This is a genomic window from Paenibacillus borealis, assembly GCF_000758665.1.
Taxonomy (GTDB): domain Bacteria; phylum Bacillota; class Bacilli; order Paenibacillales; family Paenibacillaceae; genus Paenibacillus_AQ; species Paenibacillus_AQ borealis.
The window spans coordinates 863,769-888,258 of record NZ_CP009285.1 but is presented as its reverse complement, the minus strand read 5'-3'; the positions used below and the strand labels follow the sequence as shown (position 1 = coordinate 888,258).

Genomic DNA, 24,490 nt, shown 5'->3' with positions numbered 1-24,490 from the left:
GGAGGTCCGGGAGGACTACTTGAGGTCCGAGGCTAACCCATACTTCAGCCGCCTTCGTTCCCTTTCATCCATGCCACAGCCTCCCCAGCTGCCCACTATCGGTATCCACGGATTGCAAAGCCCTACCACAGTGCGCTATACCAGCCGCCAGAGATTCTGTCCATTGGTTTCCTTACTCAGATTGTGCTTCAATAGTCGCTCGATGGAAATCGAGTACTGTACCAGAATCGCTCCCAAAGCGATTGGGGAATCGAACCCCAAAGGTGACTCTTACCGAAACGGTCCGTACAGGATACCGTAACATACATGCCGGCACTGCGGGATCACCTGAGATCCCCGCCTCGTTACGCCCGCCCGGATAAGAACCGGATGTATGATGAACGCGCTCGGCGTTATCATCTTACAGGTTCTATCATCGCTGAAATAATGCTGAACGAACATGGCGAAAGTATTACGACGGAAGAATAAATTTCCAGAGGGCAGTTTGGGATGCATAGAAAAAAGCTCAAAGGCAGGTGTGAGAGGCCTGCGTTTGAGCTTTTTTGGAGGATTCAGTTTATTTCCAGATGTAGAATTTTATATTTTCACTTCCTTAGCGTTCACTGTTCCCTGCATAACCGATTTAAGCAGTCCGCTAGCGCTATTTTGATTATTTTTTAAGCAACGAGTATCCCCAAATACAAAGAAATGATCTTTGGCCCGCGATACGGCTACGTTCATGAGGCTCTTATTAGCATCAATAAAATAGCATCCATCATTCACACCATATACTGTTGAAAGTATGATTATATTCCGTTCACCCCCCTGAAATGCATGCACAGTGCCCACACTTATTTTTTTCCATAATTGAGGCATTTTTCTCTTTAATGCTGCTTTTATATATCCTACTTGAGATTTAAACGGTGTTATTATTCCAATCAGATTATTCTCCGCATCTTCCGGGTATGCACTACGGATTGTATCAAAATGTTGATGCAGCCATTCAGCGATTTCAGCTGCCTCCGTATGGTTATACCTACTGGCTCCTTGTTTATTTGACTTTTCGCTTTCAATTTGATGAAATCCCATTTGCGGCCAAGCTTGCAGACGATTCTTACGGTTAGCTCCTCTTCCTCTCATAGGAATGAGGTTTCCTCTATACACCAGCTTATTGCAATAATCTATTATTTCATCATAACAACGCCGATGTTCAGATAGAAACAAACCCTTTTCATCATATTTTTCATATTTACAGCTTTTTGAGGCAACCCTCATTACACTTGATCCGAAGCTGGTCAAACCAAGCTCTTCTAAATTACTGTATTCGTCAACCGATTGGATTAACCCGCTAGTCAGAGCCAATGTATTATCCAACGACTTGTTAACACTCCATACAGGTTCAATCTGATAAACATCCCCAACGACAACCGCTTTCTTTGCGAGTGCGAATGCGCCAGCGGCAATTTCCGGTGATACTTGTCCAGCTTCATCTACAATTAACAAATCAATAAAGTTGTAGAGGAATATATTCTTCTGACCTGTATAAGCCCAGAACTGCTTGGGAAGCGTGTGGAAAGTCATTACTAAGCAAGGAGTGATCAAAGAGAGTCTGTTATAAAATTTAACAAGTACATTTTCATAATTCGTACCTTTTTGCTTTTCTTTTAGTTCATCTTCGCCGCTTGCCCACCTACATTCGAAGTAATGAACCGCCAACCAAAACTCACGGTAACGAATTTTCTTATCAATTGTTTCATTGATTGTATCCATGGAAATATTATACATATCAGATTCGTGATCATGGAGGGTGACCCCGTGCTCTCTCAGTATTTTCAATTGTTCGTCATACCTCTTAATCCAATCCTCAATGAATTGTGCATCTTTTTGTAAGGATACAGAGGAACTCCGGAGTTCGACAATTTTCAGACTGTAAATTTCCTTGATGTCTTCAACAGTCATGTATTCATTAAGAAACGTAAGCTCATCCGTGGAAATAAACAGCCTGAATTCCGTTTGAATTCTTTTGAGATTCTTCCTAATTATTTTCGAGAAAAGTCTAACCAAGTAAGGTACTTTGCTATATGTCGCTTCCCACCCAGATACTCTATCTTGATATCTATGAATTTGCTCTTCGAAACCATCTATCTTTTCCTTAAGCTTATCTAACTGTAGATTTATGGGGAAATCAGGATTATGGAATTGTTTAGATTCCTCACATAGAGCAAGTAGATTTTTTTTCTTTTCCTCCAAGAACAATAACTCTTGGTGAAGAGCAATACGGCACTCCCCCACTGTATTGAATTCTTTACTAAACAGTTTCCCGCATTGATCTATTATTTTAGCTTTGGAATTAATAATATTCGTTTCCGTCTCGATATCTGATAAAAAGTATTCGCCTTTATTATTGGTGATTTGATAGCCTTGTGCCGCCTCCTTCACTTTCATTCCAGAAGGAAAATAAGTAGCAAAGCTATGAACACCTTCTATCCAACGTTCTTCAAGACTCGAATCAAACATTTTTTTAATATTGCCAAAGGAGGCAATAATGTTCGTAACAGCTTGATTATTGGTTGATGTTGCTACAATCAGAGGCGGCTTGTCTTCTGAAATTGCTCTTTTCACATATGTATCAGCAACTATAGATTGTAAGAGCGTGGTTTTCCCAGTTCCCGGAGGCCCGTTGACAGCCAGCACTTCACCGTTATTCATATTATTGTAATGATTAATGGCTTCTCTCTGAGAAGGAGACAGCGGGTACTCTCCGCCCATTTGTCCAGCATGAAGCTGCATATTAGAGATCGAATGAGAGATTAACGGCTCCGAGATCGCTTCTGATGTTGAAATGAAGGTATCATATAGGGGCTTAGCCTGTGAATCTTCAAGGATGTGATTATACAGCCTCATAATATTGAATGTAGCATTAACTGTGCTATCAATAAAAAGATACATATTCTTTTCCAGTTCAATCTGAGTATGCTCTTCTTCATTAGTAATGCTGCTATCTTCAAATTTACTACTCGTTATCTTTTCATAAAACTCTATAACAAATGAGAGATAATCGTCCCATGTTTTAATCAACTGTACTTGATCAACATGGTCGCTTATATAAGAATCAACATCAATTGCACTACCAATAGCTAGTTTAGGTTCTATCATCGGTTGCAAGTACTCTCTAGGAAACCATGGCAGCTTTTTATTATCCGAGTCGAATGAAAGGTAGCCGTTATCGTTTAATTTTGCAGGTACAAAAAACAGTCCTGTCAACTCGTCAATATCATCTTGTTTTTTGGCACTTGCTTCATATATTGTCTTTACTGTTTTAATACAAGCAATAACGTTAATAGACGTTTTTTTAGGCTTGTAACCCTCATCATTGGAATCCTTATTAGCTTCAACAAAGACCTTCTCGCACACCTCACTATGAATTCTTCCCTCCAACAATTGAGAGGGCTCAATAATAAAAAAGGTATCGTTTTTAAAATCCAAGCCTGTATTTGCCTGGGCTGCCACAGCACTTCTGAAATACTTTGTAACACTTTCTGCTTCTCTGTTCATATCAGACTCCTGAAATATATATTTGATCTCCATCGTAAAAAGCTAGTTCGCTTTAGAACACACAGTAATCCAGCTTTGTAAACAAGGCTGCTCCCTAAGAGCTCTGCCATTAAGTATACCTAGAATAGGAATATTTGTAATAGATCTCACTAAATCTTCATCGTTGTACACCAAAAAAAGCGATACAGATAAACTCTGTACCGCTGCGTTTTCTATTTCACTTACTATTACGCATCCTTTACTCCCCTATATATTCCGAACCTCCACAACCCTACCCAAATCCACATACTCCTCATGATCCAGCTTCACCTTAACTTTACCCTTGCGGCGCTTCTCGCGCCATTCGCGCAGCGCATCCTCCGTTTCCAGACGGAGCTCGGCAAGCTCCAGGGCCCGGTCCAGAATGTACTTGCTAGTATAGAGCACTGTGTAGATCCCTTGGCCCCCTAGCGTAATAGGAACGGCTAAGCTCTTCCATTCCTCCACCGTGAAGCGTACATACAGCTCCTCCTCGGTACCCGGCCGACAAGGGACTTCCTTAATCTCCTTACGCCGCAGCACCTTCCAATCGGCTACCTTCCCTACCCAGTGAATGCCTGTTTTGGCGGGATCAATGAACTTCTTTCGGGATTGGCACATGGCAATGTATTCGATCTGGGTTAGGAGCTTCTGGCTGACAAGATTCTTAAGCGGCATATGATAAAAAGCCTTCCGCACCGCCACCGTCACCTGCTCCGGCCCCCGGACAGAGCCGACCAGCACATTTTTGCCCGCAAGCTGATTGACGTAATATTCCTTCGTACCGCGCGGACGAGTTGAGCGTTCATAAGCTTTTTCCGGACTATCCTGAATAATTTCAGCTAAGAATTGCTCCACCAGACTTGTGGAATTCGGCAGGAACGGCAAGGCGCCAATGTTCAGCAGCTCAATGCTTTGGTAGAAATGGTGGCTCTTATACCGCTCCTCATCCGGATACGGAAATAGCACATACGCCCCAAACATGCTTCGCTCATATTCCCCGGAGCCCTTCTCCTGATACACAATTGCGTCCCGGTAACGGTGCATCGTATTGATGTCGTCCTCTTCCGGCCCAGGTTGTCTATACTTCCTTTGGTAAGGCGTATCTTCATAAGCAGGATTCAAGCGGTATTTAGCGTCGAAAACATACTTGTACTCCTTGATCTGACCCGCATCCTTCTTCTTCAAGGTGAGTACATTATCCGGACGCTGGCTCAGTGTCGGGGTCTTATCCGAATCAGGAATCGCATTATAAAAGAGGATGAATTGCTCCCCGTTCACCGGGTTCTCATAGACCATCTTCGCGCTCTGCGAGCGGTCCAGCGTCACAAAAATCCCGTTCCGGTTCACCCTAATCACATCCTGCTTCACCAGCTTATACTTCTGCCCCAGCAGCTGATTCAGCTTCAGGAAGCACCAATATTCATAGAGCTGCGCGACATCCTTCATGGACAGGCGGAACAGGTCAGTCTGGATCGACAAGCCTTTGAGCAGCATGAGATAACAGCGGTAGACCTCACGGTATCCCGGCGCCATCTGCAGTACCAGCGTAACAGACATCTGCTTCAGCACTCCGGCCTCACGCAGGAAATCCACTTTAAGCACGCGCTCGATTTGCGTCAGCATCGTATCCAGCCTTTTGATCAGCACAGGATCTGGGGTCCGGCTTGTCTTCTTCCAGTGAATCTTGAGCTCCTTCAGCTTCCGATGAACCCGTTCCAGCATCCAGCGGATGAACCGGTTCTCGTTCGTATCATAGGCAAGTCGTTTGCGCGTCTCGATTAAGTGCGTGGCTGCGTAACTCCGGTTGCCAATGGTGATGAATCCATGGTTTGGGTCTTCCCTTAGTCGTTCAGGATGCTTCGCGAGCTCACGGATGTTCTCTCTTCCGGCTTTTTTGACCCGGTTCGCATCCACCAGACGGCGGTCCTGAAGCAGCGCAACATTAGGGTTCTTGTTAATCCGCTCAACGGCATCCAGAAGCTGCCCGAACACATGCTGTAGGATCGTGAAAAACTCCGTCAAGCTCTGATGCTGCGTCTCCCGCAGTCCCGTTAACTGGTAGGTCCGGCGCAAGAAATCGAAGGCCAGATTATAGATCTGCTCATTCACTTCATTCAGCAGGTTCTGGTAATCCAGCTTGTAATCCATCTTCGAGGGATAGATCTCCATCTCCACCCGCAGCACCGTCTGCCCCTCACTCCGAATCTCCCACTCCGTCAGCCCCACCTCATTCCCGAAGTTCAGCACACCTGCAAGAATCGAGTCGCCCAGAGGCTTAACCGCCTGCCGCAGCAGCACATTCTCATGATAGAAAGTAAGCTTGGCCGCCGTCTTGTTCTGAATCACCAGTTCATACGGCTGCGTCTCATAAAAGCAAGGAAAGGACGACTCCCCCGGCTGCCAGTCGATCAGCCCATAGGCTTCAGGCGAGAACACCTTAATCTGCACTTTCCCAAGCCGCTGCGCGCATGTAATTCCAAGCTGAGCATTCACCCACTCCTGCTCCGGGGAGCGATGAAGCTGCAACGTCTCCACCGTAGGATGATAGGGCCGCCCCTGCACATAAAGCGTAAAAAGCTCCGTCTCGATACGGAGCAATTCCACCGCCTGATTAAGAGAGCCAGTATGAGGTGAATCCATCTTCCTCCAGCCTCCTCAGCATATAAGCCAATTTACGGGCACTTTGCGGATGCTTGACCCCAGGCGGATTCTGCCCGGCAGCCCATCTCAGATAGAGCGGCGAAGCATCATCGTCCATGAGTTCTTGAACATTAACCGCAATGCCGGCACCGCTACCTATCGCAACCTTCATCAGGCCCAGCAGAACCCGGCGCACCGAGGAATGACTTCCTTGGATACGCGGCAGAATCTTTTGCAGCAGCTGCCAGTCGAACGCCTCTTCCTCATCCATCAGGCCATAACGTTCGTTATAGATCATATAGAAGCAAATCGCATCCCGCACCCGGAAGCCCACATGAGCATGAATATCCTCCAGCAGCGTATTAATCTGAACCAGTCTCTCTGTTGTCCGCACAACGAGCTCTTGATGAGTATCATAGGCATCCACCAGCTGCAGATAATCGGAACGGAGGAAGAGATGATTCAGGTCATTAAGATCAGCGGGATCATCCGCGTCCTGCTCAGCCCCTTGCGGATATTGCTGCAGATTAATGTAATTGAACTCTAGGGTGCTTGCACGGTCGAGAACTTTTTTGCTAAAAGGATGCGTGGTCTCGTCCATATTCACCGTCCCGATCAGGAACACATTCTCCGGGATGCCCAGGCCGCCATAGGTCTCCCGATCCTTAGGTGTCCCCAGCAAGGCACGCGAGATCAGCTCCTGCGTCTGAATCTCACTCTCCCGCCACTCCTGCGTCTCCAGCACACTTAACAGATCACTGAAATAATGCTCCACCCGGGCCAGATTCATCTCATCCAGGCAGATAAAATAAGGCTGATGCCGATTCTCCGGCTGCCGCGCCTCCACGAACACCTGCGTGATCGGCCCCGCCTGGAACCTGCCCGACAGATCCTTATACCCCAGCAGATCCGCAGGATCACTCCAATCCGGCCGCACCGGAATCAAGGTATACTGCCCATTATCCCGCGTCGCCCCCAGCGCCTCCGCAAACAGCTTCACCAGTCGTGTCTTCCCTGTACCTGATATACCCGCCAGAATGACAAAAGGCTTAGCCTTCAGCGAGAGGTAGAAGTTCTCAATTAGGTGCTCAGGGAAAAAGAAGCCTTGGCGGCGGATGTGGGATTGGATTTGGTGGAGGAATGTTGGAATGCTAGAATCGGATGGTGGTAGAATAGGAATCACCTCACGCAAGCTCTCCATACTGGAGGCAACCTCATCTTGCTCTAGAATAGTAAAATCAGGCCAATTCACTTCTGTCGTGAGTGACTGAAGCACTTGAAGCCCCTGTCTTGAAAAGCGGAACAAATACCCTTGATTCACTCCCCCTCCAGTATGGATCGGTCCTTGAGTTATATTCAGTTGCATAATTTGCTGATTGAACTGTTGCAGCACAATAGACGGAATGAGTTCTACATAATTGGTGCGAACCAGTCTTCCTTCCTCTTGCCAACCCGTATTAGCCATAGAGCCTGGTTTCGGTGCTTCGACTGCCGCATCTGTAACCTGACTAACATAGCGAATAGCCTTATTGGAGTAATGAAGGATGATATCTCCTTCTTTAACCTCCTTCATTGTCTCCCAGTGATATAGCTTACGGCCTTGAGTATTCAGTAGAGGTGCCCACAGAATCCCCGCTTCCTTCTCCGCTTGAATGGTGGTTCCCTGATTCACCCACCATACATTTGGCTTCGGCTGATACGTTATGAACTCTAAACGGTATTCAAAAGGAACTCCTGTCGCAAAGAAATCTATGTATTCCGCTTGATCTTCAGGAACAACAACCTGAGGTCTCTTCGCATCATCTGCTAGTTGATTCGTTCTCTCTTGCATAATGTAGGAATAGGAATGCTTGAAGGCTTCAATTAACAACTCCTTCAATGTTTGATTTCCGTTATAGAGAATTTGAAGAGCTTCCCGACTAGCGGATGCTTGATCAATTTTAAATAGTGTGGCTTCATAGCCTCGATCTTCGTGAATGAGCTTAACCTTAATTCCTTCACCCAGGTTAGGCTGTTGACCTTGATTAGCTTCCAGGAAATCCGGACGAAATTCAACTGGAATATGAGTGCCATCACGAAAGATGGAAAAATCCACTTTTTTGCGGCCGATTAGGTTAGATATCTCTGTATCTTTCCACCAGCTTCGTAGTTGTTTGATCATGTATGTTAACTCCCTTATTCCAATGATAGGTATTTATTAACGCTGCGCTTTGGTCCCCTTTATTTTCTGTACATGAAGCTTACGAATCTGTGGATCGGTGATATTAGCCTTAATCAAATGATCGTATATCGTTTGGACCTGCGCAGCAGAAATAGGAGGTTGAGGGGTTCCCGTCCTCAAACTGATCAACTTCCTAGAGATATACTCACTTAGTTCCACATCATAGACAACCAGTTCGTCCGAATGGATCTTCCTAAGCTCGGGATCAATACTGAACCGACATCTCATTGTGAATGAGATCATGGAGACAAACTTTACTGCCGCTACACCCTTTATCAGACTCTCGATAGCCTTGATATGCCCGTAGTTCTGCTTCAGCGGATTATACATCTTGTAACGATTACTTACTGACCATTGCTGATCCGTCCGCCCACCCTTAATTTCCCCATTGTAGTTTTTCGTCTCAATGACAAATAAGCAATACGGAGAAATAACAACATGATCAATCTGAGCGTAGCCTGTTCGAGACTTCGGATTAGGGAGTAATAGATCGCTTAACGATTTACACTCCTTAGGTAGTTGATCAAGTTGGATATTGATTTTATGCTCGCCTAACTCTCCAATTCGTGTGGAGGCCACTTTTGGCTTTGGCTTTGAGGTATGTATTTTCTGCACGGCCTGTGGCGGCTTTGCATCAGACTTTTTGAAGAGCGACAACAGTGCTTTAAACATAGCAAAACCTCGTATCATCTGGATTTACAATATGTATGGTAATTCGACAATATGGGAAGGATTCCCTTCCAACAAGAAAAAGACTGTCACATGGACAGCCCAATAATAACGTATGCAATTATCACTCTTCATTCTGATACTAATTTACTTTTAACAGCATATTCCCCAGAGTATATTTTAGTCCGAGAGAACTGGAGGGGCAGTAGATGCATTTACAAGCTGCATACCATCCTTAAGCCCTTGTAGATATAAACGTTCATAAATAACGGCTTGCTTCAATTGAAGCTTGTCCTCCCAGCACTCAAACTCTGGCCTGTGAGCAATATCCATAGACTCAAATAATGCCTGAAAAGCTTTGCTCTCTTCCTCAAAAGGATGTCTAGGCTCGGACTGATGTTCGATCTGTGCGGTGACCTCATTCAATCGACTTTGAATCGTCTTTATAAACCATGCCGGAAAGCTCACCACATCTCCTCCAAGACAGAATTTCAAATTAAGTGGAGCTGTATGTCTACTTTTTTCTTGATACATCTGGTTAATGAGTTCGTCCACCTTACGACTCTGGGCCTGGACCGCTTCATTACTGCTTAGTGGAATCCCCTGCTCCAATGATTTATTTCCGAGTTCATTCAACTTGCGCTTCTCCTCCTCATAATTATGCATGAGATGTTGCATCGCACCCTCTCCTTCCTGGGAAAGCTATATCTGTAGACGATGTACAGAGATTTTAATGCGTTTATCGGTTTATTTTATTTTAATTCGATATCCGCATTAAAACAACACTTACCTCGCATACAATTTGGTTAAATTGTGAGGTGACACGGAAATGAGACATCGCAAAGAACCCCCAGGTGATAAGAACATCATCGGGACCCGAGTCGTAGCTATTCGAAAAGCCAAACGAATGAAGCAAAAGGATTTCCTTGCCAGGCTGCAAACCTTCGGTTTGGACATTAGCCCGACAAGTTTGTCTCGCTTGGAGGGTCAATATAGGCTTGTGCAGGATTACGAGGTGGTGGCTATTGCGAAAGCGCTGGAGGTTTCTGTTGGGGAGCTGTTGAGGGATGATGAGTGAAAGATGGTCGAAACCCAATGCTCGATCCAACTCACATTCCCTTGTAAAGACAAAATAATACCCTCTCACTAAAGAGAGGGCAATCCCACATTAACTGCTAATTAGTTATTTCCGTTCCTAGAGCCTCTTCATTTGATCTATAATCCGTTGTAATCCTGTTAATTTCCCTTTACCTAAAGTAGAGTAATAATCTATGTGTTGCTGGACTGCTTTTAACGCCTTTCTATAGGATTCATCCCCAAATTCTTGTCTGATACTTTCAAGCAAAAATTTATTAGTGGCATTGTTAAAAGCTCGCTTATATACTTTCCCACTCATCATAGCCAAAAAAATAGTAATAAAATCTTGTGCCGAGCCTTCATTCATACCCGTACGCCTATTAATTTCAATTTTCCCTTCAGTTCTTGTTAGTTCTCCCCGATATACTTTTTTTGCTGTATCTAATGCACCTTTACTCATATCTAGAGTGATTTCCATTTGTTTAACCTCCCTATATCTTTCCTTACTAGGTTCCAACCTTTACCTATATAAGATCTCCCCCGTGTACTAGTTTATCCACCCACTTCTCCAGGGAGGGCGAGTCTTTACCTGGCATGAGCGCAATAGCTCCCATACTATACCTTTCATGAAAGTCGGCTTTGAAATAACGTATTTCATCACTCTGAACTGGTGTCAAAATAAATACATTCTGAACTGCCTTTCTATCATTTCGAATTAATAAGATGCCGTCCTTATACTTATGCATTTCTCCAAGTGCTGTTCCCAAGTTATTAGCAATCCGATACTTTGGATCGAGAATATACAGAAACTCTCCTGCTTCAATTACAATATCGGGCTTCATATCTTGAGTAAAAGTGTAAAAATCCTTGCCATTGTGTTTAAACACTCGCTGATAAGATAACCGCATGCCATTTTTCAATTCCACAATACTTTCGTTATTCTCTGCAAAATGAAGAAAGAGTCCTTCCCGTGTTGTTCGGAATAGCCCACTAGTTTCCTTCAAAAGCTTCTTTTCCCGAAAAATTTTCACAAGCTGCATGTAGCACCAAATTTCATATAGCGCGAACGTCTCCCGAAGAGGATAGTTGTAACTCATCCCAATTTGTTCATTTCCATGCTTATACAGACGGTCAAACCATTGATAGCACTGCCGGTATACAGGATGCTTTCGAAATACTTGAGATATTTTTATGACCCCTTGATAAGGAGTAACTTTCCTAAAAAAAGAATCCCTTAGCCAATGACCAACTTTGTCTGCGTAGGCTTCTGCCCTGATCTTATAGTTTCCCCGACCGGATTTTCCGTACATTTTCAACAGGTGTCTTAGATCTAAGAGTCTTCGCTTTAATAGTCTGTTCTCATAAGTGTTATAACTATCTTCACGAACAGAAGATTTCACTGTAGTAGGAATATTTCCAGTTGTGCTGCGACCACTGTTTCGTTCGATCCAGACCAGTGTTTTACTATCCACCATTTTGACTTGTTCCCGCCGCATTTGTTGTTCATGTGCTTGAAGTACTCGAATTGGATGCTCAATGATTTGCCGTACTACAGTTCTGAGTGAAGAAAATGAGGCTTCAATATAGCTCCATTGTGCTAAAGAAAGCTCAAGTGAATGCTGGTCCGCAGTAATTTCCGTCTCAATATTCGAATATTCGAAACAAAGTGAAGCTTCTTGCAAAATATCATTTAACATAAGGTCGTATTGTTCCTCTGTCATTTTGCGAGCATCCGGATAAATGTATGAGCCAAGTTTCATCCCATTTATATCAAAATAAACCTGGCCGCTGAAAAAAGGAGTGGTCAGCTGACCAAAAGCTTCCCCTTCCTCCAAACGATGTGGAAGATGTAGCATGTCACAAAAGTGGATTAATGGAGGCTGTTCATTACCATCCATTACGTACTTCCACTCGTAGGTAGAGGCCTCTGTCAAGTAGGCCTCCTCTAGTACGTTCCACTCTTCATCGGCTAATCGCAACCAGAAATTACCGCCAGAATTGCGTTGCTCCATATCTAAGAAGCTCCTTCTCCATTCGAATAATGTGTCCTAGACTTGTTGAACCTTCACCTAAATGTCTGGTGAAATCTTCTTTCAGTTCCCCGAGCAGTTCTCCGATCCGATCATCACCCTTGAGTTTAGGAAGTACCTTTTCTGATATCACCCGATCCAGCATATCTGTTCTTGATATCTGATGCTCAATATCCAAGGTAAGATGGTGACTCAACTTCTGAATCATTTCCTTCATCGTCCGATAACCAAAGTGTAGATAATAAGGGGCTAGTAAACTATGCAAGCTCTTCAAAATGTTGAATTCGTTCTGAAGCCCCTCTCTAATGCCATCATCGATGCGACTCCAGAAAGTTTCCAGATCCACCTCACTTAAAGTCATAACAAATGCACGATCAAGTACTTTGTCCGAAATACTGTGTGTTGTTTCATCCACATTAATAGTACCAATAAGATATACGTTTGGCGGGATGCTAATCTTAGTCGGTATTTCATCAAGATCAGCTCGGTTATGCAGTGGAATATCTTTGTGGGATTCCACACCGCTAAGATAGTCACTTAGATAATACTCAACACGGGCGAGATTCATTTCATCTAACACAATAAAATGGGGCTTTTCCCGCTCCTTATGAGCATGCATCAGTACCTTTAAAAAATCAGTCATTATATACTGGCGCTCAAATGAACTATAGTATCCGAACAAAGCTGTTCCATCCGTCCAATCCGGTCGTACAGGAATAATAGACAAATACGGATTATCAGCTTCATAAGATAAACCATATACTGCATTTGCATACAGTTTAGCTAGTTGAGTCTTCCCGGTTCCCGAGATACCGCTTAGGATAACAAAATGCTTATCATCTAGAGCTGTCAGGTTTAGATGTAAGTCCCTGATCAAATCTTTATCAAATGTTAAAGAACTATCCTGAATCGCCTCATAAATAACTGTAAAATCAAAGTTGCTGTTGTATTCTATTATTTCAACCGAATTTTCATCAATCATTGCATTATCATCTGTTTCAGCTATATTTTGAACCGGTGGTTCAGGAAATTTGAAATTCCCTCGACCATTCACATGAGCAAACAAAAGGGCGGCACAAGCAAATCTCCCCTTGATTACTTCAAGATTTTCTTCAAATCGCTGCTCCATGTTGATGTACGTGCCCATTAAATACTCATTGTCGTTGCGTGTCGGAATACCATGCTGTTTCAGTAAATCAAAGGCACGAAGCTTTAGAGCTTCATTGTCTTGGTTCATCATTTTAAAAGACTTTTGAAGCCACCATTCCTTACGATTATCACCAAGCAGGACAGAGATTTTAGCGTAAATATGATTGCTACCCGCCACATCTACAGCAAGTACCGGCTTATTCAACCCCCTTCTCTCATTATGTTCGCCATAATAAAATGTCCCCTGGACAATCGTCTGCCCCTCTCTTTTCAGAGTAAACCCTTGTTTGCGGTCACCGGATTTTTCAGTTTCAATTGCCCCATAATAGATCTGATATGAATGTCCGAACAAGGTGACAGGATAAGGTGTTGCAACTTCAGCAATCAGATCCATAACATTTGCTGCTCTAACTCTTTGCTTTCTATCCTCCAGAGCATAATTCCGTAGCGCAGTTGTCTGTTCCCATACATATTTCAACATGTTTAGAATGTCAGCAATTGCACAGCTTCCCTCCATTGGGATGGCTAGACCAAAGAAAATCCACGGTCTGGTTCTTGGCCCCACCATTGCACTAAGTTCTTGCTCCAACATTGAGCGTTCAATCTCGTTTCTCGTGAAAGAACTTGTTCTAGTGAACGTCTTGATATCGTCATCCAGTTTGCTTAAGTTAAAGCTTAATTGGCCATTTTTTATCAACGCATTAACCTGATAAAAACTTAATTCAGTGTATACATACATCTGCCGCTCAATTCCATTAAACTCCAGGGTCAGAAGAACAATCTCTTTATCTGCTATTTTGCGGGTAATTTGAGCAAAGTACTTCTTACCTATATTCGTTTCCTTCTTCTGTTCAGCATATTTAGGATTTAGTGAGTCATAATAGGTGGTCATTAGTGTCTGTCCGTATGTAGCAATTCTATAGTCTTTCTCAAGCAATTCTCCAGCTAGTTGTTCCAAATTCGATTTCCACAGCTGATCCATGGTTTCGCTAACCTTTTTGCATCTTTCAGCAGTGTTTTCGATATCGAATATTTGCTGGTAATGAGATAAGTTAATCATAATGAGCTCCCTTCAGGTAAATCTAATAGCTGTTGAAATATTCCTGTTTTAATCGATTCGGCATCATTTATTGTTACAAGGGGCATGGTTTTACCCACTGCTTGTTTAAATCCCCAATATTTTTTCGATGATTTTTCTTTAACTTTACTTATCCAATAACCATCTACGTAATCAATTTCAAAATGATTGTCTAGCTGATACGGATCGTTAAAGAGCCAGTGATCTGAAATAGCAGGCATCCGCTCCCAACGGGTAAGATCATACTGAAATTTGGATAAACTGATCTCGGGATGGCCTTCTTCTCCAACCAGCTCGATTTCCACTACATACACAGGATCTTATCGTTACCCGCAGATGCTCCGTCTAACTGATAAATCTTGATAAAATTATTAAGTAACCAGCCGTCTTCATAGTTATCTGACTTCCATCTCAAAAATCGTGTAGATAGTGGAACAAAGCCCATTTCTTCTGCAATCATATCCATCTCACTGAAAAGTAAATTTAAATTTTTGTAGGTTTGACGTAGCACATTTACAGCGACACTGATATTAACACCAAGATTATTTGACATAGACATAGTTCCCTTCCTGAACTTTCTGATGTATCGGCCATAATAGATTTAATCGTGACATTGTTTTCTTATGGAATGTATAGGGTTGCCCATTCATTAAACTATCTTTACTGACTGAACTGAAGCCTCTAAACCGCTCAAAACCTTTTCCCAGCAAATGAGCTATTAAATCCTGCATAATCCTTTGCTGTCCCTTACCCAAATCTTGTAATCCAATACTTTGCAATTGTTCCAATACATTTTGCCAAGTCAGAAATCCTAATTTGATATTCTTCGCTATAATAGTTCTCGTTCTCATATCCCGCTGAACCGGCATTAAGGTGTTTAATGGCGCTAAGAATATTAGATATGCGGGTTTACCTTGTTTAAGCTCTTGCAGCAACCGGGAGTAACGAGCTAGCTGGTTAATACTTTCTCCCGGCGAGACCACTTCTTCCGTCTCTTCATCATCTGATGAGAGCCCACTATAGTATTTCACTTCGATTCCAATAACAGCATCGGGAAGATGAATAATCAAATCAATCTCCCCTTCTGCAAGGCGAACCCAAAACTCAATCTCATAATCAAATCCCTTGGTCGACTGCAAAGATTCTCTCCAATCCGATTCCTGATCTGTGGTTTCAAAGCGAACTGCCGTGAGCACATGCTGCAGTGCAGCTTCAAACGGAAGGTAACGAATCGCACCAAAAAAATCACCCGTCAACTGGTCCTCAAGCCGATCAGACAAGTTACTGCCCGTTTTTGAGATTTTGTTATGGATTTCTGCAATCAACGTAGCACTTCCTTTCCGTAAAGATCACTGATTCAACTTTTATTAGAGCATTTTGATTAGACCGATGTCTGTCACCGAACGTATGTTCATTTGAAAATATCTCCATATTAGAATTAATTCGACAAATTGGATTTAAAGTCCTTGTTAACAAAAAAGACGACATCATAGTCGTCTTTTGATCACGCTTTGCTGTATATCTCTCCTGAACAATTACAGGCCTATACCATCTCCCCAGCCTCCTCCATTACCTCCACATCCTCATCAAACTCCGGATCGTAATCCTGCTCTTCCCCGGTTAAATATTTCGACAGAATCTTAGTAATCCGCATACCATAAGGATAGATTGTATGTTTATCATAATTTAGACCTACTCTTCTTAACTGATCAACTAAATTAGCCAGGTCATCACGTTCCTTTTCATCCAGCTCTCCCAGAGGAATGTACTCGACTGCTTTCTGCTGAAGCAGCAGCTTGCTAGGTGACAGGAACTTAATATCCTCGTTCCTCACACCAGACCATGCAGATGGTCTTCCACCAACTCCATAATAAATCCCAAAAGGATCTTTAAAAATTCCTGATGCTTTGTTGAAATCATCTTCAGCATCCTTCTCGATTATGCGGTATTGTGGTACATCATTCGTTGTATTGATACGAATAAATTTCAGCCGAGTATCATTTGCTAACCTCTCACTCAGATATGGAACCTTATCATACTTAAGATCAGTATTTCTAAGAGCAGGAAGCCAACCATTTCTCAGTGTCGCGTTTAGGACTACGGTTAGCCGCTTTACATTTTGATCAAGCTCACTCTCAATAGCTCTTATCATAAACTCCTCAAAAACCTGCTTGCTTTGGTTCCATTTGGTGGGGTTCTCCAACATTTTAGCCTGTTCCAGATAAAAAGGCGCCTCAGCTAAAGATAACCACGGCTCAACTCCAAGTATTTTAAGCATGATTTCTGTTCCATCCATTTTTGATACGACAGGTAAATATTTATTAACCTCTTTTATAATATTGAAGGAGAAAATCGGACCTTCTAAGTCTAGCTTGGTCATATTGCTGCTTAGGAAACCTGCATCATTAAGCAAATCAAGCAAAGCATTAATGATTCTAGCAGTATCCCCCTTCTCCTCACCCGACAGTGGATGTATGAACTGCGTAAGACGTCTTGTCTTTTTCATTCCTTCTCTTATTGCTCGTTTAGGGTCCCCATTCTTGCTCCAGTTTTCTTTAGGTTCAATTTCCACTAATGCCAATGTCCGTTTATCACCCGAGACGTTCCTATCCTTAAGCAGCTTGTTAATTTGATTAACTCTCTTATTAAAAGCAGCATCCGTACTATATGACCCAACCTCCAGTTCGCTTACAATCTCTTCAGAACTGCAGTGTACGAATTCTACCACTACATCTTGATCACAATTAAGCCCGTATATATTTTCTGAAATTTGGCGATTAAAAATCACCGGTTTCTTTTCTAATGATTTCTGCTCAGTTGTGTAAATTTCTTTCATTGCATTAAACATTGCTTCACTGCTATAAACCTCAATAACTAGCTTTTCTGCTTTATGTGCAACAATAGGAAATCGAATATCATTCATCTGCTTACGAGGGATATCAGGAATATGAAACAACGGTGTTAAGTGATGCATAGCTAGTACTTCTTTAAATGCATTAAACAAACCACTTTTTTCTGATAGCCCGAGTCCTGACTTCACAAAGTTATTTTTACTCTTGAATGAATGATGATTGACAACATAAGCAGCAATTTCACCTTTACCATCCAAAAAGGACACGGGATTAGCAAGCAACATATCTGACTCGAAGGATTCACCGTATAGAACATCCCAATACAAGCCGTCTAAGGCTGTTTTCCAGACTGAATAAGGAGAGTTGTCTTTATCACTACCGGCACGACGTTCAAACTTTAGCTGTGAGAAAGAACGCTTCTCTTGTATTGTATAAGGATTACGAACTGACACTAGTACGGAACAAGCATGGTCTGACTTAAAATAACAACCCTTCTCATTAATCCGTGCCTCCTTTAAATAACGCCTTGTACCTACAGTCACAAGAATAAGCGGTCTCTCAGCATCCCCACCACGGTTCTTCAGTTCTACTTTCAGAACATAAGAGAAAGGATCATGTTTCGATGATTTCCTGATCGGAGTAGAAATACATTCATGTTGATTATTAAAAATCGCATGATGAAACTGCATCTCCTCAACGAGGCCTTTTCCCAATTCTATCGTTCGCAATTCCTCGCAGAACTTGTGAGCTGCTAAACCAGGGAGCCATTGGTATTTATCGATAGATTCGTGAAGTTCCCCGAAATTAGAGATTTTCCATTCTAGCTCAGCTGCTTTAATCTCGTCCGGGAGTCCCACTTCTGAGTGTCCTTTTAAATTTGCAAACCAGCCTAGGGATAGCTTCTTAATATGAGATTCCGGGATCTTCACAGTAGAAACAATCCATGGCAGGTCATTTTGCAACACTTTACTATTTAACTCCACACAAACAATCTCTGGGAAAATGCTCTTAAGCTTCTGTCCAAGTGGTTTTATTTGATTAGAAAGCTTATAGTTCTGATTTGTCTTTTCTGTTAAAAAAAAATTTCGCCAGCTCTCGGGCATACGCATCACATAAATCATCTCATGATAAAAAACTTCTTCATTTACTTCCAGCGCAAAAAGCTCCATTCTGTTCATATACTGTCTCCCATATTCATATTATTAATAGCTTCGCTAAAAGGTCCGTATAGGCTTTGAAACATAGTATCCTTTTTGTTCTTATTCATAATAGCTGCCCATACTTCAAGCATAGAATATCCTCCAGAGTTGCCTTCAGGCTTAGCATTAAACTTAGCATCACAGAAGTAGACACGCGCATCTCTACCTCCACGCAGTAAACGCCCGATCATTTGCCAGACTGGAACAAAAGTGTACCAACCCATAATTTCTCTTTCTATGGGGCTCAAAATCGACCAGAAATCTGGTTTCAAATACATATGCTCCAGCTTTCCACTACTGATTTGTCGTAACTTGGTTACAGCTTTATCGTATGTGAGATTCAACCCTTCAACACGACGCAAATAGTCAGGTAAATACGCATGCAGGACCTGGACAAGATAATTCAGATCATTTGGTATAGGGTAGGGACGAACCAGGAAAAATACAGAACCGAAAAGGGCTTCCCCATACTGATCTAAAATGTTATACCCCCGACCAACAGATAATAAGGGAACAATTAGTACTTCAGCTCGCTCTCGATAAAAGGATTCAACCAATACTCTAGAATATTGATCTTCATGCTGATCAGCATCTCTGGAGAGCGCCTTGTATCTGCCTGCCCAATATCTATCATTCCGAAAAACATTGCAGACTGTATCAACATCATCATAAGAATTTACAACCAGCAAGACTCTCCTGTTGTTACCGGTAGTACTCCAATGATTCAATTCATATTCAATGTCCGGCTTTAGATGCTTCACTATCCCTCTTAGATATTGGTCTCTTTCTTCTGAGTCACGAATACCTGACACCGAGTAAAATTCTCCATGGACTTCATTAAGCACGGGCTTGTATGTCATCTGAATAACCGAACTTTGACGTTTTGCTCTTAGCAACCATTCTGAAGGTGTCTTCAAGTCGTAATGAGCTGATTTCGGAGCATGACTGGTCCCAGAGAGAAATATAACGGCAGGTCCATCTTTTCCATCACATTCTTGATAAAGACTATGCCAATCATGTAACAGCAAACGTCCCACTGCAGTGTATTCAATAAGTTTGAACTTTCCGGTCTTCTCATTGTCAGGCAAGTCATATTTATATCCCAGGGTTATTCCGGTCATCGCCTCTTTCATAAAAGCCAGGTAGTCCTTCTGCATAGTAAACAATGGAGAGAAATCAACGGAAAGACCAAGTTTAGCTTGAATTATAGGAAAGGTAGTTAAAATGTATTTGATGCTCTCCTCTGCTCGACATAAGTACAGGAAAAATTCAAGCTGCGCAAAGAGCAATTCTTTTTTCACCCTTGGTTTTGGGACCCCATTCACCTTTGATATAATCTGATCGATGAGTCTCAGCTTCTGTTCGGAGCTTTCCGTTTCCACGATTTCATCTACGATTTTAGAGAGCTTAGGATCCTTATATGGATCTGAAGCATAGCTAGTTAATTGTTTGAAAATTTTCGACTGTAGTTGAGCACTATCAGAGAGCTTTTCACTAATTGCGCCAGCCAGTGCCACTACCCGAATCAGATTATTCTTTATGTTTTTTCTAAGCGTTTGAGATAGTTCCAGTTTGTTATATATTCGCCAAATCATCTGATCTAGCATACGAAGCTTATCGTTCCATTCATTAATTACAGGATCACCAGCATATTGGCCATACCGTCCTCGAGTAAGCTCATTCGATTCATATCTTAACTGCTCAAAGATATCATCAACTGCCCCGAACACATTATATTGTGTCAAAAAAGTCTCATCGAACTGCTTCTGTACCTGATCTGCTTCATCCACAAAGACAACATCCAGTAAGTCATACATCGCTTCGTAAATCGTTCTTTCCAAAGGATCAATCACAGATGATATACGTGTCTTCAACACACTTGGCGCAGTAGCTACCCATACTTCAGCATCCTGCAAGGAGGATAGGTCTTTATATACACCACAGGCATGAGCAAGTGGGCATTTCACAGAAATATCCCCTTGCTGGAGTTGTGTACAAGGATATCGATTATTTCGTTCATAATCTTGAGTCAACGCTTTTATAATACAAACATCAGACAAGTGAATGAGTGACTCATACTGCTGGCTCTGCCAATCACTGACCTCTTGAATGCTACTGCTATTTGCGAATAAATAGTTATTGAGATGACCTTCTCTGGAAGTTCTACCGATAACAGGAACAGCAAGAATACCTAGCTTGCGTAATTCTTTAACACGTTCAAGAGCTTGCATAACGCTACCTTCAATGAAACCAACTCTTGCCCCCTCATGCTTTACCAGCCGGTAGGCTTCCATCATCATAAAAGTTGACTTTCCCGCTCCAAGCCCCCCACCAATGTGCTGGTTCCCCTGATACACAAATTCTAGATCCATATCATCTATTGATTCCAGCAGCACAGATTGGGCTCTGCTCACCCACATAGCTGAAGATTCCAGAAGTTGATCCATTTCAGCTGCTAAAGTAGCTCCGTTGTAAGGGACTGAGAGCTTAAATCTCCTTTTGGGTCGATAAACTGGTAGAGATTTAATTTCACTTGAGAGCATAGATTCAGGAATTTTCCCGTGAAAGTTAATCCATTGCCCACCTCTAATCCTCCGGGAGTATGTGAACTCTTCTTTGTTAGCAAAGGGTTTAGTATTAGACTGGCGCGGAATTGGCTGTTCAAGGATACTTCTGTAGATTGAAGAACGATCGACTAAGTATCTCGGAGCAATGCGAACAGCCCCTTCATCCTCCTTGATTTCGTATAATCGATATTCACTCCCAATTTCCCCGTAGGCATTGATGCGTTTGAGAAGGTTTTTCTTAGTCCTTAGTTCTGGAAATAAAATTCTAAGCCGAGTGATGACATCCATGCGAGTTGAATATTTCAGAATAGGTTCATTGTAACCAACCAGAACGGACCACGCCTGAGAGATGGATAGCTTGGGATCAATCATGTTGTAGCCTGTGATGAATAACTCCATGCTCACCAATACATTAATTTCTGATTTACGTAACTGAAGTGATTCGAACGCATCGATGATACCATCTGAAAGCTCCCAATAAGTTAGTCTCACAGAAACACCTTCTTCAGCGTGGATTCGATTTCGTTCTCCATAATCATTTCGATATACTCTCGGGCGGTTTCATTAAGTAGATTCATGCTCCGCTCTCGATAAGATGGGAAAAGCTGACTGCGATAATTCGGAACGACGATCAAGCATTTATTTTTATACTTTTCCAGATAAGCAGGACTCTGATGATTGAAGAAGTTAGCAAGCGTCCTTGGATCTCTGAAATCCTTGACATCCAGAAAGATACTTTGACCATCTTCTGATACGATAAGATCATATTCGTCCACATTGGGATAGAGTTCTACCTGATACCCCTTTCGAGTCAATCTTTCTGCTATTCTAAGTTCAGATAACCCTGGCAGCAGTACAAATCTTTGAATTCCGGGCAAAAGACGTAATACCCTTTCCTCCCCGAAATCAAATGAAGTCATTAACTCAAAATCAGCGAGTAGGTGGCAGATATCTTCCTTATTACAACACCACCGGTCATTCTTATATTCCAAGGTCCAACCGCAGTGCGGGCATTTTCGATAGTTAGCTATTCTAGGTGTTATTTCTTCATAGCACTGTTTGATTAGATTCGTTAATTGAATATCCGGGAAAATTTCAGCAAACTCAGATAATTGAAAGGAAGTAATTACGGCATGATGTGGATTAGATAGAAACGTGCGGATGCGAGCGTATTCTTGCTGAAGCTGTCGGCCTTCTTCACGGCAGTACATTAGGATTGCATACATAGATTGTTGTTCAGCATCCTGAGGGGAAACATGTCTGTTCAGGAACTCATCAGCATCTGGCGTCAGACCAATGAATTCCTCCAATAAAGGTGCTTCTTCGGGGTAATAATCTTGGAGGTCAGGGATCCCCCATTCTTTGGAGGGGCGATGAAGAGTCTGCAGTAGATGATATAAATCAACCGGAGGTTGAGCTTTTGAAGCAGCTGTCTGTTCAATGAAAAGCAGCATTCCTTTATAAAGCTCGTCCGGAATCTTACCGTAGTTGCCCTGCCATTTGTTAATGCCTATGATCAGGGACAGAAGAGTGTCATGTGTTTTAGCCATAGAGCACCATCCTATTAGAAGATTGTTAGGTATAGGATAAGCTATGTGTGTGACTATTAGTTGTCAGCGAATGTATGTTCGAATTAAACTTCTGAGTTAATGAGTCACTCTGGGAACTATTTTCAAAATATTCTCGCGCGCAAAGGACAACATACGTCTTAATTCCATAACTACATCAATAAGCAATTCTTCCTTCTTCTCTTTATCCTTCTGAAGAATTTTATGAAAAATGATCAATTTTCTGGATGAAGAGCTTCTTTGAAACCCATACTCTGAGATCATATTACCGATATAATTGGCAGCCTTGATTAAATTGGAACGTATGGGTTCCTCAAATTTATCAGGGTGAACCCCCCATCTTATTTCAACTTTCATTATTGATTGTAAGTTCACATGAATATGTGCACTACATTGAGGAGTACCCCAGCAGCTATCGTCGAACCACATATGCATATAGTTATAATTAACTTTATTATCCCGACGAGCAGAAGTATGGCGAATATCAGGTTCAAGATCAGAAATTTTTTGAGCCAACTCCTGTAAAAATAGTTTCTCTTCACTCCCCTTTAAAGATTCTACTCTAATACTTTTACTTTTTTTTGACGTTTTTTCGTTTTTAATTTTGTGATCATAAGTAATAGATGCAAAATCGCTATTCTCCGATAAATGCGGAAAATCAAAATAATTAGGTATTATATACTGTTTTGCTACGCGATATAGATTTTCAATCGAGAAGTAATTAAAAAACGGGAGTATATGTTCAACGTTTTCTCTGGTAATCGCATTCGTACATAATATGCTCTATTTTTTAGTGGCATCTGTTCAATTTCGAGCTTCTGCTTTGGAAACATCCGGGCTATGATATCCAACTTATTCTCTGTTTGTCCTATTGTAATTAGGTGGTTTGCACGACTCTGAAGAATTATTGTCTTCAGATATTGAATTCTTCTCTCTACAAAGGCTTGCATTTTGGGGGTCGCATTTTTTTTGAAAAGATAGGCATCCAAATATTCATCAGCATTCTTAAATAGCGCTTGATATTCAGGTGGCCAACCACCTTCATTCGGTCTAGGTAATGGCCTCCAATCCATAAGAGCAGTTGCAACACCTCCCCTAGGATTGGGGGTATATAGCTGTTCCTCCGTAAATGCCACAATTTCATTTCGTTTGCTCTTGTCATAGTTTAGGTAAGTCTCGATTGGGAAATTAGAATCAGTCTTAATTGCTTTAATTGTTAAACATATCCGGGCAGTATGGGTATTAAATGCTGAAGGACGATCTGTACTTTTTGTTGGTATGGAACCATAATACCTTTTCAAATATTCCTTGATCTTCTCACCACCAGCATTTGCACTTGGTTCCCAAAAACCATTCGTCCAAAGCCCTTTAGGACTATACTTGTAATGTTCGCTTGAATATAAATCATCCTGATATAGAATATCCCTATCACTGGTCATACTATCGAGTAAAGTTGACACTGTTTCCTGATCCTTTCCATAAAGACGAAACCTAGCAGCAGCATGAGCTGCTATTTCCTCTGGAAACCCATCAGTACCTTCTTCGTTCCCCAGGATCAGTATATCTGCATCCAAGTGCGGGCCACATCCCACATACGCATTCATTTTCTCTAATTGCTTAGTCGTAAGTTGCATCATCAAATTCTCCTTAATTATTACTTATATTCATATGTCACCTATTACTATAGATCAGACCATTTATTCAAAAAATAAAGACGCCACTTCAACAAAACCCATCTCTAATTAGATCATATTAGCAAGGCAATCATATGTCAGTGAACTTCTGTTCGTTGTATCGCTCTATCGATATCATTTCGATAAATTCGATCTGATGTCCTTATACAATAAAAAAATGACGACCGTGAAGTCGTCAGTAGTAGAAGAAT

General features: G+C 42.1%; 17 protein-coding genes. 1 reads left to right on the top strand and 16 read right to left on the bottom strand.

Going from position 1 to position 24,490, the window contains the following annotated elements; genetic code table 11:
* Positions 1-576 precede the first annotated feature (576 nt).
* The 5 genes from PBOR_RS03825 to PBOR_RS03805 form a co-directional block, all read right to left on the bottom strand.
* The gene (locus PBOR_RS03825; protein ID WP_042210550.1) at positions 577-3,534 is read right to left on the bottom strand and encodes a DEAD/DEAH box helicase; all 2,958 of its coding nucleotides are present in this window, start codon (positions 3,532-3,534) and stop codon (positions 577-579) included.
* A 246-nt stretch (positions 3,535-3,780) separates the two neighbouring features.
* Positions 3,781-6,195 (bottom strand): restriction endonuclease-like protein, encoded by a 2,415-nt coding sequence (locus tag PBOR_RS03820; RefSeq protein WP_042210549.1) that lies wholly within the window; start codon positions 6,193-6,195, stop codon positions 3,781-3,783.
* On the bottom strand, positions 6,167-8,074 hold the full coding sequence (locus tag PBOR_RS03815) for an McrB family protein (protein WP_052429319.1): 1,908 nt from the start codon (positions 8,072-8,074) through the stop codon (positions 6,167-6,169). The genes PBOR_RS03820 and PBOR_RS03815 overlap by 29 nt, the downstream gene beginning before the upstream one ends.
* Positions 8,075-8,392: 318 nt before the next feature.
* Entirely contained in the window at positions 8,393-9,088 is a 696-nt protein-coding gene (locus PBOR_RS03810) for a nuclease-related domain-containing protein (RefSeq protein WP_042210547.1), read from the bottom strand.
* A 177-nt stretch (positions 9,089-9,265) separates the two neighbouring features.
* Entirely contained in the window at positions 9,266-9,763 is a 498-nt protein-coding gene (locus PBOR_RS03805; RefSeq protein ID WP_042210546.1) for an aspartyl-phosphate phosphatase Spo0E family protein, read from the bottom strand.
* A 151-nt stretch (positions 9,764-9,914) separates the two neighbouring features.
* On the opposite strand from PBOR_RS03805, the gene PBOR_RS03800 reads away from it, so the two are divergent.
* Positions 9,915-10,163, top strand: a complete 249-nt coding sequence (locus tag PBOR_RS03800) for a helix-turn-helix domain-containing protein (protein ID WP_042210544.1) — start codon at positions 9,915-9,917, stop codon at positions 10,161-10,163.
* Between the two features lie 117 nt (positions 10,164-10,280).
* Here PBOR_RS03800 and PBOR_RS03795 read toward each other — a convergent pair whose 3' ends face one another.
* From PBOR_RS03795 to PBOR_RS03745, 11 genes are all read right to left on the bottom strand, one after another.
* Complete coding sequence (locus tag PBOR_RS03795; protein WP_042210543.1) at positions 10,281-10,640, bottom strand: hypothetical protein; 360 nt, start codon at positions 10,638-10,640, stop codon at positions 10,281-10,283.
* 46 nt (positions 10,641-10,686) lie between these two features.
* Complete coding sequence (locus tag PBOR_RS03790) at positions 10,687-12,174, bottom strand: DUF2357 domain-containing protein (protein WP_042210541.1); 1,488 nt, start codon at positions 12,172-12,174, stop codon at positions 10,687-10,689.
* The gene (locus PBOR_RS35215) at positions 12,149-14,401 is read right to left on the bottom strand and encodes an McrB family protein (RefSeq protein WP_052429317.1); all 2,253 of its coding nucleotides are present in this window, start codon (positions 14,399-14,401) and stop codon (positions 12,149-12,151) included. Before PBOR_RS35215 ends, PBOR_RS03790 begins: the two co-directional genes overlap by 26 nt.
* Positions 14,398-14,724, bottom strand: coding sequence for a hypothetical protein (locus tag PBOR_RS03780; protein ID WP_042210540.1), 327 nt, complete (start codon positions 14,722-14,724; stop codon positions 14,398-14,400). Before PBOR_RS03780 ends, PBOR_RS35215 begins: the two co-directional genes overlap by 4 nt.
* Entirely contained in the window at positions 14,724-14,978 is a 255-nt protein-coding gene (locus PBOR_RS03775; protein WP_042210539.1) for a hypothetical protein, read from the bottom strand. Before PBOR_RS03775 ends, PBOR_RS03780 begins: the two co-directional genes overlap by 1 nt.
* Entirely contained in the window at positions 14,962-15,744 is a 783-nt protein-coding gene (locus PBOR_RS36055) for an NERD domain-containing protein (protein WP_081971896.1), read from the bottom strand. Before PBOR_RS36055 ends, PBOR_RS03775 begins: the two co-directional genes overlap by 17 nt.
* Positions 15,745-15,962: 218 nt before the next feature.
* Complete coding sequence (locus PBOR_RS03765; protein WP_042210538.1) at positions 15,963-18,449, bottom strand: pPIWI_RE module domain-containing protein; 2,487 nt, start codon at positions 18,447-18,449, stop codon at positions 15,963-15,965.
* Positions 18,446-21,529, bottom strand: coding sequence for a pPIWI_RE_Z domain-containing protein (locus PBOR_RS03760; RefSeq protein WP_052429316.1), 3,084 nt, complete (start codon positions 21,527-21,529; stop codon positions 18,446-18,448). The genes PBOR_RS03765 and PBOR_RS03760 overlap by 4 nt, the downstream gene beginning before the upstream one ends.
* On the bottom strand, positions 21,526-22,587 hold the full coding sequence (locus PBOR_RS03755) for a restriction endonuclease-related protein (RefSeq protein WP_052429315.1): 1,062 nt from the start codon (positions 22,585-22,587) through the stop codon (positions 21,526-21,528). Before PBOR_RS03755 ends, PBOR_RS03760 begins: the two co-directional genes overlap by 4 nt.
* 96 nt (positions 22,588-22,683) lie before the next feature.
* Positions 22,684-23,121 carry a hypothetical protein gene (locus tag PBOR_RS37625; RefSeq protein ID WP_042210536.1) on the bottom strand — a complete coding sequence of 146 codons (438 nt, stop codon included), beginning with the start codon at positions 23,119-23,121 and terminating at the stop codon, positions 22,684-22,686.
* A 173-nt stretch (positions 23,122-23,294) separates the two neighbouring features.
* Positions 23,295-24,242: a hypothetical protein gene (locus PBOR_RS03745; RefSeq protein WP_157763967.1), complete on the bottom strand. Its 948-nt coding sequence runs from the start codon at positions 24,240-24,242 to the stop codon at positions 23,295-23,297.
* Positions 24,243-24,490: the final 248 nt, after the last annotated feature.

Excerpts from the sequence above, each read along its gene's own strand:
- PBOR_RS03795 (WP_042210543.1), bottom strand. The coding sequence starts at position 10,640 with ATGGAAATCACTCTAGATATGAGTAAAGGTGCATTAGATACAGCAAAA.
- PBOR_RS35215 (WP_052429317.1), bottom strand. The coding sequence starts at position 14,401 with ATGATTAACTTATCTCATTACCAGCAAATATTCGATATCGAAAACACT.
- PBOR_RS03765 (WP_042210538.1), bottom strand. The coding sequence starts at position 18,449 with ATGAACAGAATGGAGCTTTTTGCGCTGGAAGTAAATGAAGAAGTTTTT.
- PBOR_RS03825 (WP_042210550.1), bottom strand. The coding sequence starts at position 3,534 with ATGAACAGAGAAGCAGAAAGTGTTACAAAGTATTTCAGAAGTGCTGTG.
- PBOR_RS03820 (WP_042210549.1), bottom strand. The coding sequence starts at position 6,195 with ATGGATTCACCTCATACTGGCTCTCTTAATCAGGCGGTGGAATTGCTC.
- PBOR_RS03800 (WP_042210544.1), top strand. The coding sequence starts at position 9,915 with ATGAGACATCGCAAAGAACCCCCAGGTGATAAGAACATCATCGGGACC.
- PBOR_RS03745 (WP_157763967.1), bottom strand. The coding sequence starts at position 24,242 with ATGATGCAACTTACGACTAAGCAATTAGAGAAAATGAATGCGTATGTG.
- PBOR_RS03805 (WP_042210546.1), bottom strand. The coding sequence starts at position 9,763 with ATGCAACATCTCATGCATAATTATGAGGAGGAGAAGCGCAAGTTGAAT.
- PBOR_RS03790 (WP_042210541.1), bottom strand. The coding sequence starts at position 12,174 with ATGGAGCAACGCAATTCTGGCGGTAATTTCTGGTTGCGATTAGCCGAT.
- PBOR_RS03810 (WP_042210547.1), bottom strand. The coding sequence starts at position 9,088 with ATGTTTAAAGCACTGTTGTCGCTCTTCAAAAAGTCTGATGCAAAGCCG.
- PBOR_RS03775 (WP_042210539.1), bottom strand. The coding sequence starts at position 14,978 with ATGTCTATGTCAAATAATCTTGGTGTTAATATCAGTGTCGCTGTAAAT.
- PBOR_RS03755 (WP_052429315.1), bottom strand. The coding sequence starts at position 22,587 with ATGGCTAAAACACATGACACTCTTCTGTCCCTGATCATAGGCATTAAC.